Source organism: Pseudofrankia sp. EUN1h (assembly GCF_001854645.1).
GTDB classification, from domain to species: Bacteria; Actinomycetota; Actinomycetes; order Frankiales; family Frankiaceae; genus Pseudofrankia; species Pseudofrankia saprophytica.
On record NZ_MBLN01000002.1, the window covers coordinates 236,350 to 252,489 of the forward strand.

At 72.0% G+C, this 16,140-nt stretch carries 13 protein-coding genes; 7 read left to right on the plus strand and 6 right to left on the minus strand.

Translation table 11 applies throughout. From position 1 onward, the window contains the following. Window positions 1–183: 183 nt before the first annotated feature. The gene (locus BCD49_RS01660; protein WP_071041035.1) at window positions 184–1,386 is read right to left on the minus strand and encodes a DUF349 domain-containing protein; all 1,203 of its coding nucleotides are present in this window, start codon (window positions 1,384–1,386) and stop codon (window positions 184–186) included. A 244-nt stretch (window positions 1,387–1,630) separates the two neighbouring features. Here BCD49_RS01660 and BCD49_RS01665 point away from each other — a divergent pair, with 244 nt between their 5' ends. The 4 genes from BCD49_RS01665 (at window position 1,631) to BCD49_RS01680 (ending at window position 6,460) form a co-directional block, all read left to right on the plus strand. Continuing rightward, a complete protein-coding gene (locus tag BCD49_RS01665) occupies window positions 1,631–2,647 on the plus strand; it encodes a carbohydrate ABC transporter permease (RefSeq protein WP_007518484.1) in 1,017 nt (338 codons plus the stop codon). Beyond that, a complete protein-coding gene (locus BCD49_RS01670) occupies window positions 2,644–3,609 on the plus strand; it encodes a carbohydrate ABC transporter permease (RefSeq protein ID WP_007518486.1) in 966 nt (321 codons plus the stop codon). The genes BCD49_RS01665 and BCD49_RS01670 overlap by 4 nt, the downstream gene beginning before the upstream one ends. 216 nt (window positions 3,610–3,825) lie before the next feature. Beyond that, on the plus strand, window positions 3,826–5,175 hold the full coding sequence (locus BCD49_RS01675) for an extracellular solute-binding protein (protein ID WP_035925895.1): 1,350 nt from the start codon (window positions 3,826–3,828) through the stop codon (window positions 5,173–5,175). A 70-nt stretch (window positions 5,176–5,245) separates the two neighbouring features. Further along, on the plus strand, window positions 5,246–6,460 hold the full coding sequence (locus tag BCD49_RS01680; protein ID WP_007518491.1) for an ATP-binding cassette domain-containing protein: 1,215 nt from the start codon (window positions 5,246–5,248) through the stop codon (window positions 6,458–6,460). Here BCD49_RS01680 and BCD49_RS01685 read toward each other — a convergent pair. Beyond that, a complete protein-coding gene (locus tag BCD49_RS01685; protein ID WP_007518492.1) occupies window positions 6,457–7,050 on the minus strand; it encodes a TetR family transcriptional regulator in 594 nt (197 codons plus the stop codon). The genes BCD49_RS01680 and BCD49_RS01685 overlap by 4 nt on opposite strands. A gap of 359 nt (window positions 7,051–7,409) precedes the next feature. Here BCD49_RS01685 and BCD49_RS01690 point away from each other — a divergent pair, with 359 nt between their 5' ends. Continuing rightward, complete coding sequence (locus BCD49_RS01690; RefSeq protein ID WP_007518494.1) at window positions 7,410–8,129, plus strand: alpha/beta hydrolase; 720 nt, start codon at window positions 7,410–7,412, stop codon at window positions 8,127–8,129. A 439-nt stretch (window positions 8,130–8,568) separates the two neighbouring features. Here BCD49_RS01690 and BCD49_RS01695 read toward each other — a convergent pair whose 3' ends face one another. The 3 genes from BCD49_RS01695 to BCD49_RS01705 all read right to left on the minus strand — a co-directional run bounded on the left by BCD49_RS01695 (window position 8,569) and on the right by BCD49_RS01705 (window position 12,426). Further along, window positions 8,569–9,918: a transcriptional regulator gene (locus BCD49_RS01695; protein WP_071041036.1), complete on the minus strand. Its 1,350-nt coding sequence runs from the start codon at window positions 9,916–9,918 to the stop codon at window positions 8,569–8,571. Window positions 9,919–10,621: 703 nt separating this feature from the next. Further along, window positions 10,622–11,872 (minus strand): CAF17-like 4Fe-4S cluster assembly/insertion protein YgfZ, encoded by a 1,251-nt coding sequence (gene ygfZ / locus BCD49_RS01700; protein WP_007518497.1) that lies wholly within the window; start codon window positions 11,870–11,872, stop codon window positions 10,622–10,624. 8 nt (window positions 11,873–11,880) lie between these two features. Beyond that, window positions 11,881–12,426, minus strand: a complete 546-nt coding sequence (locus BCD49_RS01705; protein WP_007518499.1) for a Fur family transcriptional regulator — start codon at window positions 12,424–12,426, stop codon at window positions 11,881–11,883. A 435-nt stretch (window positions 12,427–12,861) separates the two neighbouring features. On the opposite strand from BCD49_RS01705, the gene BCD49_RS01710 reads away from it, so the two are divergent. Continuing rightward, the gene (locus BCD49_RS01710; RefSeq protein ID WP_007518501.1) at window positions 12,862–13,599 is read left to right on the plus strand and encodes a phosphoglyceromutase; all 738 of its coding nucleotides are present in this window, start codon (window positions 12,862–12,864) and stop codon (window positions 13,597–13,599) included. A gap of 58 nt (window positions 13,600–13,657) precedes the next feature. Here BCD49_RS01710 and phoU read toward each other — a convergent pair whose 3' ends face one another. Continuing rightward, window positions 13,658–14,299: a phosphate signaling complex protein PhoU gene (gene phoU, locus BCD49_RS01715; protein WP_007518503.1), complete on the minus strand. Its 642-nt coding sequence runs from the start codon at window positions 14,297–14,299 to the stop codon at window positions 13,658–13,660. Window positions 14,300–14,778: 479 nt separating this feature from the next. Between phoU and BCD49_RS01720 the strand changes: the two genes are divergently transcribed. Then, window positions 14,779–16,080: a sensor histidine kinase gene (locus BCD49_RS01720; protein ID WP_007518504.1), complete on the plus strand. Its 1,302-nt coding sequence runs from the start codon at window positions 14,779–14,781 to the stop codon at window positions 16,078–16,080. Window positions 16,081–16,140 lie beyond the last annotated feature (60 nt).

Sequence of the window (16,140 nt, forward strand, 5' to 3'; positions counted from 1 at the left end):
GACGCTACGTCACGGTGCTAACTATGGCAAGCGGACAGTTAGCGCATCGCACGCGTGTCGGCGAGCACCTTCGACATGCCGAAGCCCGCCGACCTGGTGATCGGCGGGCTTCGGCTGGTCGTCTTCGGGTGGTCGTGCCGGGTCCCGGAGGCGCTGGTGTGCCGGTCTAACTGGTACGCCGGTCTAGCGGTCGCTGCCCGGCAGTAGGGCCCGATGGTTGGCGAGCTCGGTCTCTAGCCGGGCGACATCCTTCTCCCTGCCCGCCGCCCTGGCCTTCTGCAGCTTCTCCTCGAGCCGGCGGATGTTCTCGCGCATCTTCGCGGCGAACAGCGAGGTCTCCCCGCCCTGGCGTGACCAGCGGGCGTCGGAGGCTTCGCGGATCCGGTCGCTGATGGAGGCCAGCTGGCGTTCCAGCTGCCCGACCGCCTCGCGGGGCACCCGGCCGATGGCGTCCCAGCGCTCCTGGATCTCGCGCAGCTTGCGTGCCGACCGGTCCGTGTCCGCCGGGTCGAGCTCGGCGRCCTCGGCCAGCAGCGCTTCCTTGGCGGTCTGGTTGTCCCGCGCCTGGGCGTCGCGTTCGGCGTTCACCGCGTTGCGGCGGCTGAAGAACGCGTCCTGCGCGGCCCGGAACCTGGTCCACAGCTCGTCGTCGACGTCCTTGGCCGCGCGGCCCGCCGTCTTCCACTCGGCCATCAACTCCCGGTACCGGGTGCTCGTCGGCCCCCAGTCGGTCGAGCTGGCGAGCGACTCGGCCTCGGAGATCAACGCCTCCTTGCGCTCCTTCGACTTGGCGCGCTGGGTGTCGAGCGCGGCGAAGTGCGCCGTGCGGCGGCGGGCGAACTCCTCGCGCGCGGCGGCGATCCGACGCCACAGCCCGGAGTCGGTCCGCTTGTCGACGCCGGTGATCGCGCGGAACTCGTCGCCGATCGTCCGGAACCGCTCGCTGACCGCCTTCCAGTCGGAGCTCTTCGCCAGCCGCTCGGCCTCGGCGACCAGCTCCTCCTTGGCGGCGACCGCCTGCGCGGCGCGGGCGGCCCGCTCGGCCTGAGCCTGCGCCTTGCGGCCCTCGGTCACGCCGAGCAGCGCCGTCAGCCGGCCCCGCAGGGCATCGAGATCGCCGACGACGGCGGCCGTCGGCAGCCCGTCGAGCAGCCGCTGCGCGCTGGCGGCGATCCCCACGGGGTCGACCCCGGGGATCGTCACCCGCTGTTCCAGCAGCACCACCTCGGCGGAAAGGTCGTCATAGCGGCGCACGAAGTGCGCGAGCCCTTCGTCAGGGCTGCCGGCCCGCCACGAGCCGACAGCGCGTTCGCCTTCGGACGTCCGTACGTAGACGGTGCCGTCGTCGGCGACTCGTCCCCACTCGGAGCCGGTCCCGTCACTCATCGCAATCCCAAGATCGACATCAGGTTGCCTGCCATTCTTGCAGGCATCGGGCCGGAGTGGGATCCCTGCCGGGGATCCCACTCCAACCCTGTCACCGTCATCGCCCAGACCGGTCGTGTTCACCTGCATGTCAGCCACGCTGGTGACCCTGGCACGACGGCCTCCGGTGCGCGAAAGAAGATCATTATTGCGCACCCTTTGGCGCTCTAGGCAGGCGACGTGTGGCGGGCCAAGATGCGTAAGCGTGACGAGAAGGGCGGGCGCCGGACCGCGAACCGGAGCCGGCGGTTGGCGGATCGGGGCGCTGCTGTTCCCCGCGCTCCTGGGGCTGGCCGTGTTCGTCCTCGGCCCCGCGCTGATCTCCGCCTTCACCGCCGGGACCGACAAGTCCCTGACGGGGCCGAGCTTCCACTGGGTCGGCACGGCGAACCTGCGGGAGGCGTTCGGCGACCCGGACTTCGGCAAGTCCGTCCGTAACACGCTGCTGTACTGCCTGCTGACCGTCATCCCCGCGGTGGTCGTCGGGCTCGCCCTGGCGCTGGCCGCGCAGAAGGTAACCCGCGGCTCGGCTGTCCTGCGACTGGCGCTGTTCCTGCCGGTCAGCGCGAACCTGGTGGCCATCGCGGTGATCTTCGCGTACATGTTCGACCCGAGTGGCCACGGGCTCGCCAACACGGTCATCGGCTGGTTCGGCGCCGGGCCGCGCAACTGGCTGGGAGACGAGGCGACCTCACTGCCGGTGGTGGCGCTGGTCGGCGGCTGGCGGTTGACCAGCTTCGTGTTCGTCGTCTACCTCGCGGGACTCACGACCATCCCGGCGTCGGTGTACGAGGCGGCCGAAGTCGACGGAATCCGCGGGTTCGCCCGGCTGAGGCACGTCACGCTGCCCCTGCTCGCGCCCACCACGATCTTCCTCGCGGTGTTCACCACGATCCTCACGCTGCAGACGTTCGAGACGGTCGCGGTGCTGACGCATGGCGGGCCGTTCCGATCCAGCGCGACGATCGTGTACTACATCTACGAGGTCGGGTTCACCGGTTCGTTCCGGATCGGCTACGCCTCGGCGATCGCGCTGCTGCTGATCCTGGGGATCATCCTCATCGGCATCCTCGGCTCCGTGCTCGGCCGACGGGCCAGGACACGGGCCGCCCGTGTCGAGGCCGACGGGGCCGACGCCGGGGTGGACGGCGCCGCGGGCGCCGCGCTGGTGGGCCTCGGCGTCGCCGGCGCGGCCGCCCCGGCGACGGAGGCGGCCCGGTGAGCCAGCCACCCCGCACCCAGCCGCCCGCCGGCCAGCCGCCGACGAGTGAACCCGCCGTGAGCGAGCCAGCATCGACCGAGCCGGTGACAGGTAGACACGCGCACCGGGCCATGCGGCCGGGCCGACCGAACAGCGGCCGGTTCGCGGGACTCGCCGGGCGAATCGTCGTCCTGACCGTTGGTGTGTTCTTCGCCCTGCTGCCGTTCGTCTGGATGGTCCGCACCGCGTTCGGGCCGTCCCAGTCGGCGCTGGGGCTCTCGTCGAACCCGATTCCGGAGTCCGTCAGCTTCGACGCCTTCACGCGCGCCTTCCGGGATGGCCATCTCGGAAGGGCGCTGCTCACCGGGATCGTCGTGAGTCTGGCGATCTTGCTGTTGCAACTGCTGACCGCCATCCCGGCGGCCTACGTATTCGCCTGGCTGCCCTTCCGGGGGCGCGGCGCGGTGTTCGCGCTGGTGCTGGCGACGTTGCTGGTCCCGAGCCAGGTGACCGCGATTCCGAACTACGTGACGATCTCCGCGTTGGGACTTTCGAACACCCGGGTCGGCCTGGTGCTGCCGTTCATGACAAGCGCGGCGTCGATCTTCCTGCTGCGCCAGTACATGACAACCATCCCGGTATCCGTCCTGGAAGCCGCCCGGATGGACGGCCTTGGACTGTTCCGCACGCTGCGGACCATCGTGGTGCCGCTGTCGACGCCCGCGATCGCCACCGTGTCGGTGTTCAGCTTCCTGCTGTCGTTCAACGAGTACCTCTGGCCGCTGCTGGAGGCTCGCTCGCCGGAGATCGCCACCCCGCCGCTGGCGCTGGCCACCCTGGTGGCCTCGCCCCCCACGGGCCTGCCGGACTTCGCGGAGCTGGCGGCCGGAGCGTTGATCATCAGCCTGCCGACGCTCGCCGTGTTCCTCATCGCTCAGCGTCGCCTCACCGCCGGCCTCACCGGCACGGGTGTCGGCGGCTGACCGATGTCCTCAGCCCGCAACCTCAGTCCGCAACCTCGGCGTCGACCTGGACGTCTCGTCGACCGTGCACGTCTCGTCGGTCAGGTACGTCGCGTTCTCGATCAGGGACGTCGTGCGCAGACCGTGCCAGCCAGCGCAGTGGAGGGATAGAACGTGATCCGCATCGACAGGTCCGGCCGCGCCGGAGCGGCCCCGGCGCGCCGGGGCCGAGCCAGGCTGGGCAGCCTCAGGCAGGCGCCGGTGCTGCTCACGGCGACCCTCGCTCTCGTCACCGCGGCCTGCGGCGGTGGCAGCGGCAGCTCCGACACCCCCGATCTGCGGCCGACCGCGCGCACGGCGGCCGCCGGCGTCGCGGGCGTCAACGGCGCGACCGCGTCGCCCGAGTGCGCGGCCAAGGTGAAGACGCTGACGTTCTACGGCGTCGCGTCACTCAGCGACGTGGCCAAGTCCGGCAAGGCGTACATGGAGAAGGCACACCCGGGCCTCACCGTGCAGCTCAACTCGACCGCGCCGAACTACGTCGCGCTCGTCCAGCAGATCTCCGCCGACCGGGCCGCCGGCAAGCAGACCGACGTCGCCGTCGCCGGGTTCGACCTGCTCCCCGTGTTCGCCAAGCAGCTCGGCGCCCAGACCCTCTCGCCCAGCCTGCTGCGCTCCACCTACGACCAGCAGTTCCTCAAGCTGGGCCAGGTCGACGGAAAGCAGATCGGCATTCCCGCGCAGGTCTCGATGCCGGTGCTGGTCTACAACGCCGACATCCTGGCCAAGGCCGGCGTCGACCCGAAGACGCTGACCACGACCGACGGCGTCCTGGCCGCCGCCGAGAAGATCAAGTCCTCGGGCGCGGGCGTCCAGCCGATCGACCTGCCGACCGGCCAGCAGTTCGGCCAGTGGTACCTCGGCTCGCTCGCCGAGTCGAAGGACACCTCGATCCAGAAGCCGGACGGCACGCCCAACCTGACCGCTCCGGCCGTCACCGAGGCCGCCCAGTTCCTCGCCAAGGTCGGCTCCTACGGCCCGCAGTCCGACGACCCGTCGCAGAACGGCCTGCTCCGGTTCGGCATCCAGAAGCAGACCGCGATGGTCGGCGCCACCGTCGCCACGCTCGCCGCCGGCCTGCGCTTCATCCGCGGCCAGGGGGCGAACGGCTTCAAGGCCGGCGCCGTGCCCTTCCCGACCCTGCCTGGCGGCACCGAGCACCTGACCGCCGGCGGCAACGCGCTGACGGTGCTGTCCACCGACAAGTGCCAGCAGGAGATGGCCACCGAACTGCTCGTCTCGCTGCTCGCGCCGGACGTCGTCGCCGCCGGCGTCGAGTCGGTCAGCTACCTGCCGGTGGACACCGCCGCCGCCACCCAGCTGGCCAGCTTCTACCAGGAGTTCCCCGAGCTGGTGCCGTTCAAGAACCTGGCCAGCTCGCTGACCCAGGCGCCGTCGTGGCCGGGCGCCCGCGGCGGCGAGGTCCCGCAGGCGATCACCGACCAGGTCATCCGCGCCATGACGGGCACCGACCCGACGACCGCGATGCGCGACGCGCAGACCAAGGCCGCGGAGCTGACGTCCTGACGGCGATCGGCGGCGCGCCCCGCCGGCGCGCCGGCGGGGCGCGCCGCGCTGGGAACGACGAGGAGCTGGAGTGACCGAGCTGGCCGTGCGGCCCGACGATGACGCGCTGGCGGCGACCGCCGCCGGCACCGCGGGCGTGCCGATCGACATGGAAGGCCTGGGCCGGGACTTCGGCCCGGTCCGGGCGCTTGCCGACATGAGCATGTCGGTACGCCCGGGGGAGATCGTCGCGCTGCTCGGCCCGTCCGGCTCCGGGAAGTCGACCCTGCTGCGGATCTGCGCCGGCCTGGAGGCCCCCACCTCCGGTCGGCTGCTGTTCGCGGGCGCGGACCAGGCCGGCCTCGCCCCGCACCAGCGGGACGTCGCCCTGGTGTTCCAGCACTACGCGCTCTACCCGCACCTCTCGGCGCTGGACAACCTGACGCTGGCGCTGCGCTACGGCCGGAGGATGTCCAAGTCCGCGGCCGTGGCGCGCGCTCGCGAGACGCTGGACATGCTGGGCATCGGGGCGCTCGCCGACCGCAGGCCGGCGCAGATGTCCGGCGGTCAGCGCCAGCGGGTCGCGATCGGCCGGGCGCTGGCCCGGCGCGCCCGGGTGGTGCTGCTCGACGAGCCGATGTCCGGCCTGGACGCGAAACTGCGCGTCGAGCTGCGGGTCGAGATCGTCGCGCTGCTGCGCCGGCTCGGCTCGACCGCGCTGTTCGTGACCCACGACCAGTCGGAGGCGATGGCCGTCGGCGACCGGGTCGCCGTCCTCAACGGCGGCCGCCTGGAACAGCTGGGCACCCCCGACGAGATCTACGACCGTCCCGCGACCCGCTTCGTCGCCACGTTCGTCGGCAGCCCGCCGATGAACGTCCTCGACGGAGCGCTCGCCGACGGCGTCCTGCGCGGCCCTGGCTTCGTCGTCGCCGCCCCCGCGGGTGCCGTCGCGGTGGGCGTGCGCCCCGAGGGCCTCCAGCTCGCCCTCGCGACGGCCGGTTCCCCGGGCGACCCGGGCGACCCTGGTGGCCCGGCGGGCGCGCCCGCCGCGTCGGCGGCCGCCCAGCCGGACAGCTCCCTGCGGATCGTGGGCAGCGTCGTCGTCTCGGAGCGCCTGGGCGCCGAGCGGGTGGCCTACGTGCAGACCGCGGCCGGCGCGGTGGCCGTCCGCGTCCCCGCCCGCCAGACCGAGGCGGGCGGAACGCCGGACGCGACGCGTTCCGGGGCCTCGGTCACGCTGACGGCTCCTGCCGCCGCGCTGGCCTTCTTCGCCGGCGACGGAGCGCTGATCGGCGTCGCCTAGCCGCGGCGGACGGACCGCGAGCCCGCCTCCCGGGCGGCGGGCTCGTTGTTCGCGGTGAGCCGGTACGCGGCGCGCTCGAGCGCCGGCAGGATGGCGGTGTTGTCGAGCTCGCCGGCCGCGAACCGGGCGACCACGGCATAGGCGACGTTGGTCAGGATGAGGGCGATGTCCGCCACGTAGCCGGGCTCACCGGCCGCCAGCACGGCCCGCCCGGCGGGTTCGATGATGGCCGCGGTCTGTCGTTCGAGGCGTTCCCCGCCCGGCGTCGTGCGGGCGCGGTGGTAGGCCTCGAGCATGCGCGGGCTGCGCTCCCACGGTTCGAAGACGTGCCGGAACACCCGCATGAGGCCGTCGTAGAGGGTCTCGTCGGGCGGCGGCGGTGGTACCGGCGCGCAGTTGTTCCTGGCCAACCACCGTTCGACCGCCGCGACGATGAGCTCGTCCCGGGTGGGGAACAGCTTGTAGATCGTGGCGAGTGAGACGTGCGCCTGGCGGGCCACGGCGCGCAGCTGGACGGCGTCGTAGCCCTCGGACTCCAGGAGCGCGAGGACGACGTCGACGATGACGTCGGTCTGCCGTGACTCCGCCACCGGGCCTCCGTGTCTCTGGTTCGCTCCGTGCGGGCACGGCGCTCCGGCCCCGTACTCGCTTCGCTCCCACGGGACCTCCGCGCCGTGTCCTCCTCCGCTCACGGGCGCTGCGGCGACCTCGCTGCGGCCCGGCCCACGTCGCTTCGCTCGTGGGCCGGGCCTCCGCGAGGTGCGCCTCCGCGCCGGGTCGGGACGTCACGCTTGAACCCTCTGGTGGCAAAGGACGGGAAGGGACTGCTTGACGGTCCTAGAGTAACGTGGTTACCTCGGTAACCACGTTACTCGGGTGTCTGGTCCTGGTTCCGGCGAATCCGTCCGGTGCCGCCGACTGGTTCCCTCACCGCGGAGGAGGCAGGATCATGGCGACATACGTCCTGGTACACGGGGGTGGCCACGGCGGCTGGTGCTACCAGCCCGTCGCCCGGCTGCTTCGGGCGGCCGGACACGAGGTCTACGCCCCCACACTGACCGGGTTAGGGGAACGGGCCCACCTCGTCGGCCCGCACGTCGACCTAGACCTGCACATCCAGGACGTCGTCGCGCTGCTGCACCACGAGAACCTGCGCGACGTGATCCTGGTCGGGCACAGCTATGGCGGCATGGTCATCACCGGCATCGCGGACCGGGCCGCCGACCGGGTCGGGCGTCTCGTCTATCTGGACGCGGCGAACCCGGTCAACGGCCAGTCGCTGCTCGACGTCGCCGGGCCGATCATCGCGGCGACCCGCCCGATGGGGAAGGTTGTCGACGGCGTCGAGCTCGTGCTCATCCCGTTCCCCGAGGCAGGCGCCTTCTACGGCGTGACCAACCCCGACGACATCGCCTGGATGGCCGACCGGTTGACCCCGCACCCCTGGCGGTGCTTCGAGCAGCCCCTGACGCTCACCAACGAGGCCGCCTTGTGGGCGATCCCGCAGTACCACATCATCTGCACGTCGACGCTGTCCACCAGGGATCCCGAGCTGATGGGAAAGGCACGCGCCGCCGGCCGCCTCTGGACCATCGACACCGGCCACGACCTAATGATCACCGAACCCCAGGCCACCGCCGACGCCCTTATTGAGGTGGCCAAGGCTTAGCCCGGTTCGCTCCGGAACAAACCTCGGGTCGGGCGGGAAGGTTGTTTCCGGTTCGCTCCGTGCGGGCACGGCGCTCCGGCCCCTTACTCGCTTCGCTCCCAAGGGACCTCCGCGCCGTGTCCTCCTGCGCTCACGTGCGCTCCGGCGACCTCGCTGCGGCCTCCCCACGTCGCTTCGCTCGTGGGGAAGCCTCCGCGAGGTGCGCCTCCGCGCCAGCTCGGGTGCGTGCCGCTGTGACGGCACCAGCCCGAAGCCACAGCGCTCGTCTGGGCACTTCGCTTCGCTCGTGGCGGTCTTCGCGCCCGTTCGGGCACTCCACGAGCGCAGCGAAGTGGCCGTATGGATGGGCCTGCTGCGGGTGGGTGACGTTCAGCGGCGGGTGACCGTGCGGCGCGGAGGCGCGCCTCCGCGGAGGCCCGGCCACGGAGCGAACCAGCAATCAAGCGATTTCGGCTAGTTGGGCGTCCAGGTCGCGGGCGGCGGGGATGGTGGCGTGGCGGCGGAGCCGGCGGCGGACCTCGTCGGCGCGGCGGGCGTTGCGCCGGGACCGAGTGACGATCAGCAGCGGAACGGCCTCGGCGGCCAGGGCGCAGCCGGTGTCGAGGTTGCCGAGGTCGATCTGGACGCCGGCGCGGCGCAGCAGGTAGGTCGCATGGTCGCGGACCTTCTCGGCCGGATGGCTGGCCAGCGCGTTGCCGAGCCAGCGGTCGGCCGACGGCAGATGGCCGAGGTCGATGTAGCAGCAGCCGACCTGGGCCTGGAACTCGGCCTCGTCGAAGTAGACGGCCCACGGCGGCTCCTGCGGCCGGGCGCGGCTGAACGCGGCCTCGGCGACGGCGAGCTCGCGGGTGCAGGCGACCTGGTCGCCGAGCGCCGCGTGCGCCCTGGCCTTGCGCATGTGCAGCATCGCGCCGACCCGGCCGGTGGTGGCGCCAGCGGTGCGGACCGCGGCGTCGGCCAGCTCGATGGCCTCGGYGGGCCGGGAGAAGTCGACGCACTGCAGCGACATGTTCTTCAGCACGTTGGCGCCGAGCAGCCGGTCGCCGCCGACGTGGGCGGCGTGCAGGGCGGTGACCCAGTAACGCTGGGCGGCGGTCTGGTAGCCGGCGTCGAACGACACCCAGCCGGCGAAGCGGGCGAGCTCGGCGGCGACGATGTGCAGCTCGCGGCCGATCTTCTCGGGGTAGCGCCCGCGGGCGAGGAGCTCGGCGACGACGCCGAGCTCCGCGTCGACGAGGCGGCGCACGCTCTCGCCGCCGAGGCGGTCGTCCATCACCCGCAGGCCGGGGATGTTGTGCGCGATCCGGTGCACGATCTGCTCGTCGACCAGGCCGCCGTCCAGCGCGCCCAGGAGGCGGGCCGGCTCCAGGCCGAGCCATTCGGTGGCGAGGCTCGCGACTCCGGGCCCRCTGATGGTGAGGAAGCCCCGGCGGTCGGTCAGTGCGTCCTGGACGACGTCGGTGAGCGCGGACAGGCTGCCGGCCTGGGTCCAGGGGTAATCGGTGCGCACGTTGTCGCCGGTCGGGAGCCACGACGGCCAGGGATGGGATTCCAGCCGCTCGGTGGGCACGCCGAGCTCGGTGGCGAGCGCCAGCTGGGACACCCGGTCGGGGACGACGCCGCGGTGCTCCCAGCGCCATACCTTCTGCCGTTCCGCTGCCATGTTCGCCACCCCCAGGTCGCGGGCCCGTTTGGCGACGACCCGGGCGAGCTTCTGGTACGACCAGCCTCGCTGGGCGCGGACGAAGGCCAGTGGGTGTGCACAGGCCTGGGCGTTCTCCGTCAGCATCGACGATCTCCTCGGAATTGCGTGCACGGTTATCCGTTGGCGACAGCTGTGCTGAGGGGCGGACAGGACGCCGTCGGCTTGTCCGCTCCCGCGACCGTCCGAAGCTCAGGGATCAAGCGCTCCGTGATGGTCGCTGTCTGTCGCCCGATGGACGTTTCGTAGGCGCATGGCAACGCTATGTCGCGACATCTGCTATCGATAGCGCTGAGCGCGGTGCGATGTGTGCATTGGTGTCACAAGGAGCCCACTCAGGGGTCGGAATTGCACACCCCCGGCGGAGGGGGGCCAAGTGCTCAGTCGGCCGGCTCCGGCCTCTAGGCCGCTGACCGGGTCAAACGGTGCCGCGATTGGCGCCGGTGGAAGACGTCCGGCCGCGTGGCGGGACCGTGCAGTCGCGAGTGGCTACTGCACGGGGGCAAAAGACCCGGTTGACTGCACTCGCGGGCGTGCTGGCACTCGCGGGCTACTTATCGCCCGACGTAGCCCGGTCGAGGCGAATTCTCCCGGTTTTTGCCGTACCCGCAGCGCGCGCCGCGACGCGTGCCGGCCCGGGGCTCAATGTCACGATCCGTGATCAAGTTGGTTCTGTGATCAATGGTGGTTCATGAGGGGAGACCTGGTGAAGGGAGACCTAGGGGAGACGTACGGACGTACGGACGGCCGCCGCCCGGCGAAACCAGGCGGCGGGCGTCCGAGGAAGCCGTCAGCGCAGGACGTGACCAGCGGGGCGGTCTGGGCGCACGGGACCGGAGTCGGGGTCGATCTGGGCGGCGACCTCGTGCCCATCCGGGTCGGTGACGACGAGGGCGGCATCGTCCGGCACGGCGCGCTTGAGCATCGCCAGCGCCACGGGGCCGAGCTCGGCGTGCGTCTGGGACGTGCCGACGAACCCGACCTGGCGGCCGGCGGCCGTCACGGGTGAGCCGGGCGCGGCGAGGGCCCCGTCGAGGTGCAGCAGGACCAGCCGGCGGGGCGGCCGGCCAAGGTTGTGGACTCGGGCGACCGTCTCCTGGCCGCGGTAGCAGCCCTTGTCGAGGTGCACCGCGCTGGTGAGCCAGCCGACCTCGTGCGGAATCGTGCGATGGTCGGTGTCGAGGCCGAGCCGCGGCCGGTGGGCGGCGACCCGCTCGGCCTCGAAGGCGCCGATGCCGGCCGGCTCCACCCCGGCGGCGCGCAGCCGGGCCGCGACGTCCCCGAGCCGGGCCCGCTCCACCAGCAGGTCCACGCCGTACGGCATCCGCCGGGCGAGCACGCCCGGTCCGAACCGGGCCAGCGGGTAGGGACCCGCCTCGATGGGGAGTCCCGCGGCGCTTCCGGCCGGCGGGGTGGCCCAGTCCGTGGGCACGCCGCCGTCGCCCTCGGCGACCCCGTCGCCCAGGGCGTCCGCGACCGCCTCGGCGGCGCGCGGGCCGAGGACCGAGAGCACGGCCGTCGTCGCCGTCGCGTCCGCGGGCTCGACCCGCAGCAGGAAACGCATCGACTCCAGGAACGCGAGCAGCGGGCCGGCGCCGCCAGCGGAGGCGGAGGCGCGAGAACGCTCGTCGTCCCCCGCGCCCGCGGGAGCGCCGCGGCCGGGCTCCACGTCGATCCAGGTGGTGGCTCCGTCGTCGGCGATGACCAGGTGGTGCTCGACGTGACCGTGCGGCGAGAGCAGCAGCGCCTCGGTACCGCGCATCGGGCGCAGCGCGCTGAGGTGCTGCGACGTCAGGCTGTGCAGCCAGGTCAGCCGGTCGACGCCGTCGACGCGCAGCACGCCCCGGTGCGAGCGGTCCACCAGGACCGCGCCGGCGGCGGCCCGGCGCTGCTCGCGCAGTGGGTCCCCGTAGTGCGCGGCCACGCCGGCGTCCGGGCCGTCCGCGGCGACCGCCCCGGGCAGGTCCAGCAGCGGCGAGCGGTAGCCGGCGGCTGTCACCGCGTCGGAGTCGGTAGCGGCCTCGGCCGGGGAGCTGCTCATGCCTGTAGTCAACCGCCGGCGCGCGCGGAACAGTCCGCGCACCGGCCGGCGAGCGCGACGTGGTCGACGTTCAGGGTGAACCCGAGCTCCTCGCGCAGCGTGTCGACGAGCCCGGTGAGCCGGTCGGGGGAGAGCTCGCTGATCGTTCCGCAGCCGCCGCACACCAGGTGGATGTGCCGGTCCTCCCCGGTGACGTGGTAGGTCGGCGCGCCGTGGGTGAGGTGGGCATGGGAGACCAGCCCGAGCTCCTCGAGCAGGTCCAGCGTGCGGTAGACGGTCGAGATGTTGACGGTGGCGGCGGTCCGGCGCACCTCGGTGACGATCGCCTCCGGCGTCGCGTGGCCGAGCTTCGCGACGGCTTCCAGCACGAGCTGACGCTGTGGCGTCAACCGGTACCCGCGGTCGCGCAGCCGATCCTGCCAACCCTCCTGGCCGCCAGCGAGGTCCGAGACCCCGGCCGGCGAGGCGGAGGCTGGCATGCCGGGAGGCGGCGCCGAGTGGGCGGGCGCCGTGCCTGCCGGCGTGGCCGGCTGCGGGTAGACCTTGGCGGTCATGCCGTCAAGTCTAGGCGGACAGCGCCTGGGCGATCGCTGGTCGGGGGTCGAGAAAAGGCGTTGCCCTCCCGCCCCGGTCGCGCGTAGCGTCGTCGGTACACGGGAAGGGAGGTGGTCCGAAGTTGTGTAATTCTTGGACTCGTGAGGTGACTGTCAGCTAGCCGGTCTCGTGGTCCTCACCGAGCGGGATACGTCCCGATCCGGGTGCCCATGAGCCCCGGCCGGCGAGTACCAGGCAGTTACCGGGCCCCCGGGTGTCGTCGTAGTCCCGACGGCCCGCGCCGTGTGCCATGCACCGACGCGGAAGCACCCGGGGGTTTTTACGTTTCCGGGCTTGTCGGGCACGGCATGTAATCCTTCTCACACCCACGGCTACCAATGTCGGCCCCGAGTGGGGTCTGGCCGGAGGCGGGGCGTAGCGGGCAGGATCGTGGCATGCCGACCCTCGTCCTGCTCCGCCATGGTGAAAGCACCTGGAACCAGAAGAACCTGTTCACCGGCTGGGTGGACGTCGACCTGTCCGAGAAGGGCGTCAAGGAGGCCACTCGCGGCGGCGAGCTGCTGCGCGAAGCCGGTGTGCTGCCGGACGTCGTGCATACGTCCCTGCTGACCAGGGCGATGCGGACGGCCTGGATCGCCCTCGACGCCGCCGGGCGGATGTGGATCCCGGTTCGTCGTAGCTGGCGGCTCAACGAGCGGCACTACGGCGGCCTACAGGGCCTCGACAAGGCCGAGACGCTGCAGAAGTACGGCGAGGAGCAGTTCATGCTCTGGCGCCGTTCCTACGACACTCCTCCGCCGGAGATCACCGAAGGCCAGGAGAGCGGAGTCGACGAGCGCTACGCGCAGCTCGCGCCGGACCTCGTGCCGAAGACCGAATGCCTCAAGGACGTYGTCATCCGGATGCTGCCCTACTGGTACGACGCGATCGTGCCGGACCTGCGGGCCGAGCAGACCGTGCTGGTCGCCGCGCACGGCAACTCGCTGCGCGCGCTGGTCAAGCACCTCGACGGGATCGGCGACGCGGATATCGCCGCCCTCAACATCCCGACCGGCATCCCATTGCGCTACGAGCTGGACGCCGACCTGAACGTGGTCTCGTCCGGCTACCTGGACCCCGACGCCGCCGCGCTGGCCGCCGCCGCCGTGGCGGCCCAGGGCAAGAAGAAGTAACCCCGGACCTGGAGCCTGGACGGCGGGGCAGGTCGCCCGCCGTCCAGGCTCGCCCGGCTTATTCCTTGACGCCGGTCACGAGGTAGACGACGCGGCGGGCGACCGAGACCGCGTGGTCGGCGTAGCGCTCGTAGAAGCGGCCGCACAGGGTGATGTCGATCGCGGCCTCCATGCCGTGTGACCACGGCCGCTCCAGCAGGATGTGGAACAACTGGCGGTGCAGGTGGTCCATCGCGTCGTCGTCGGACTCGAGCTCGCGGGCGAGGTCGGTGTCGCGACTGGCGATGACGGAGCCGGCCTTGGCGACGATCCGCTGTGCGACCTGGCCCATCTCGGTGATCGTGCCCTGCAGCTCCGGGGGGACGGCCTTGGCCGGGTAGCGGCGCCTGGCCACCTTCGCCACGTGCAGCGCGAGGTCGCCCATCCGCTCCAGGTCGGCGACGATCCGCAGCGTCGTGACGATCACCCGGGCGTCGGTCGCGACCGGGGCCTGGCGGGCCAGGTTGTCGAAGGCGCGCTCCTCGATCTCGTTGCGCAGCAGGTCGACGGTCTCGTCGGCGGTGATGACCTGCTCGGCGAGCTGGAGATCGGCGTCGAGCAGCGACGTGGTCGCGCGCGCCATCGCGGAGGCGACGAGGTTCGCCATCTCGACGAGGGAAGCCGTGATGCCCTCGAGCTCTTCTTGGAAGACGTCACGCACCGGTGGACTCCTCTTCATGCTGTCTGTCGCCATGGTCGTTCGGGTCCAGGTGCCCGCCCGGCGCGCCGCCGTACCCGGCCGCGAGCCGTGATGGCCGGGACGCCGCCGTCGGCGGCGAGGCCGGACACGGCTGTGCCGTGGCATGGCCCGGGACTCGTCGACCCGAGATCTCTGCACTTCGGATGCGTCGAAGATGCGGTGACCCCATCGCGGGCCGGTGAACGTTGACGTTAGTGGGGATGAACACCTGGCGACGAACCACTGATTAGAACCGTCCGACCGCCCGCGGAGGGCCGGACGGCACCTAGCATTCGGCGCGTGGGCGACAGGTCGGTGAATGATGTGACAGGCATGCTACGGTACGCAGTTCCGCCCATGCTGGCCTGCCTCGCCGCGCAGACATCCAACGCGTTGGGTCTGACTGTCCGGCATGACGCCGCCAGGCGCGCGGCGGGCGGCCGGTTCGCGGTGGCAGGCGGATGACGTCGTCGACGCCGCCGCCCGCCGGGGCGGCGCGCTCAGCGGACGTGCGGCCGGCGACGCGGCGGTCGCACGCCGCCCAGGCCGGCGCGCAGGCCGATGACCCCGATGTCACGCTGCCAGCCAGCCAGCTGCGTCGGCTGGTCGCGGCGCTGCCGTCCGGCGTCGTCGTGCTGACCGTGAACGACGAGGTCGCGATGGCGAACCAGGCCGCGCACTCGATGGGCGTGGTCACCGGCAGCAAGGTCGCCGTGGCATCGGTCCTGGCGCTCGTGCAGCGCACCCGGGAGGCCGGCACCGGGCTGGACGGTGAGCTGGACCTGCCGCCTGTGCCTCCACCCCCGCTCACCCGGCCGCGGCCCGACCAGGAGGCGGTCGCCGTGCGAGCGCGAACCCGGCTGCTCGGCGGCAAAGGTCATATAGCGGTCATTCTCGATGACGTCACCGAGTCCCGGCGGGTCGAGGCGGTCCGGCGGGACTTCGTGGCCAACGTGAGCCACGAGCTCAAGACCCCGGTCGGCGCGCTGCATGTGCTCGCCGAGGCCGTGCACGCGGCCAGTGAGGATCCGGTCGCCGTGCGGCGGTTCGCCGATCGGATGACGCACGAGTCGGCCCGGCTCGCCCGGCTGGTGCAGGAGATCATTCACCTCTCCCGGCTGCAGGGCGCCGACCCGCTGCCGGTGATGAGACCGGTCGCGGTGGACAACGTCGTGGCCGAGGCGGTGGACCGCAACCGGCTGGCGGCGCAGAGCCAGGGGATCTCGGTGGCCATCATCGGCCAGACGGATGCCGGGGTGGTTGGGGACGAGGCCCAGCTGGTGACCGCGGTGGCCAACCTGCTGGAGAACGCGGTGAACTACTCGCCGCGCGGCACCAGGGTGGGGCTAGGCGTGCGCTGCATCGGTGACACCGTGGAGATCTCCATCGCGGACGAGGGCATCGGCATCGCGGAGAAGGACCTGGAGCGGGTCTTCGAGCGCTTCTACCGGGCCGACCCGGCGCGCTCCAGGGAGACCGGCGGCACCGGGCTGGGCCTGGCGATCGTCAAGCACATCGTGACCAACCACGGCGGCTCCGTCGGGGTCTGGAGCGCGGAAGGTGCCGGCTCGACGTTCACCTTGCGCCTGCCCGCGTACCTGGACGACCAGGCCGACAACCCGGATTTCGATCTCGACGACGTGGCGGACCAGGACGAACTTAGGGAACAGGGCACGGGTGACCACATGGCACGTAACAATCAGTTAACAGACGGCTCGTCGAAGGACGGCCGGCCGGCAGATCAGCAAGTTCTCGAGCAGTGACCGCCATAGAGCACCGGCCGTCGTCGGCCCGGTCACGCGTGACCACATCGACGACGGCCC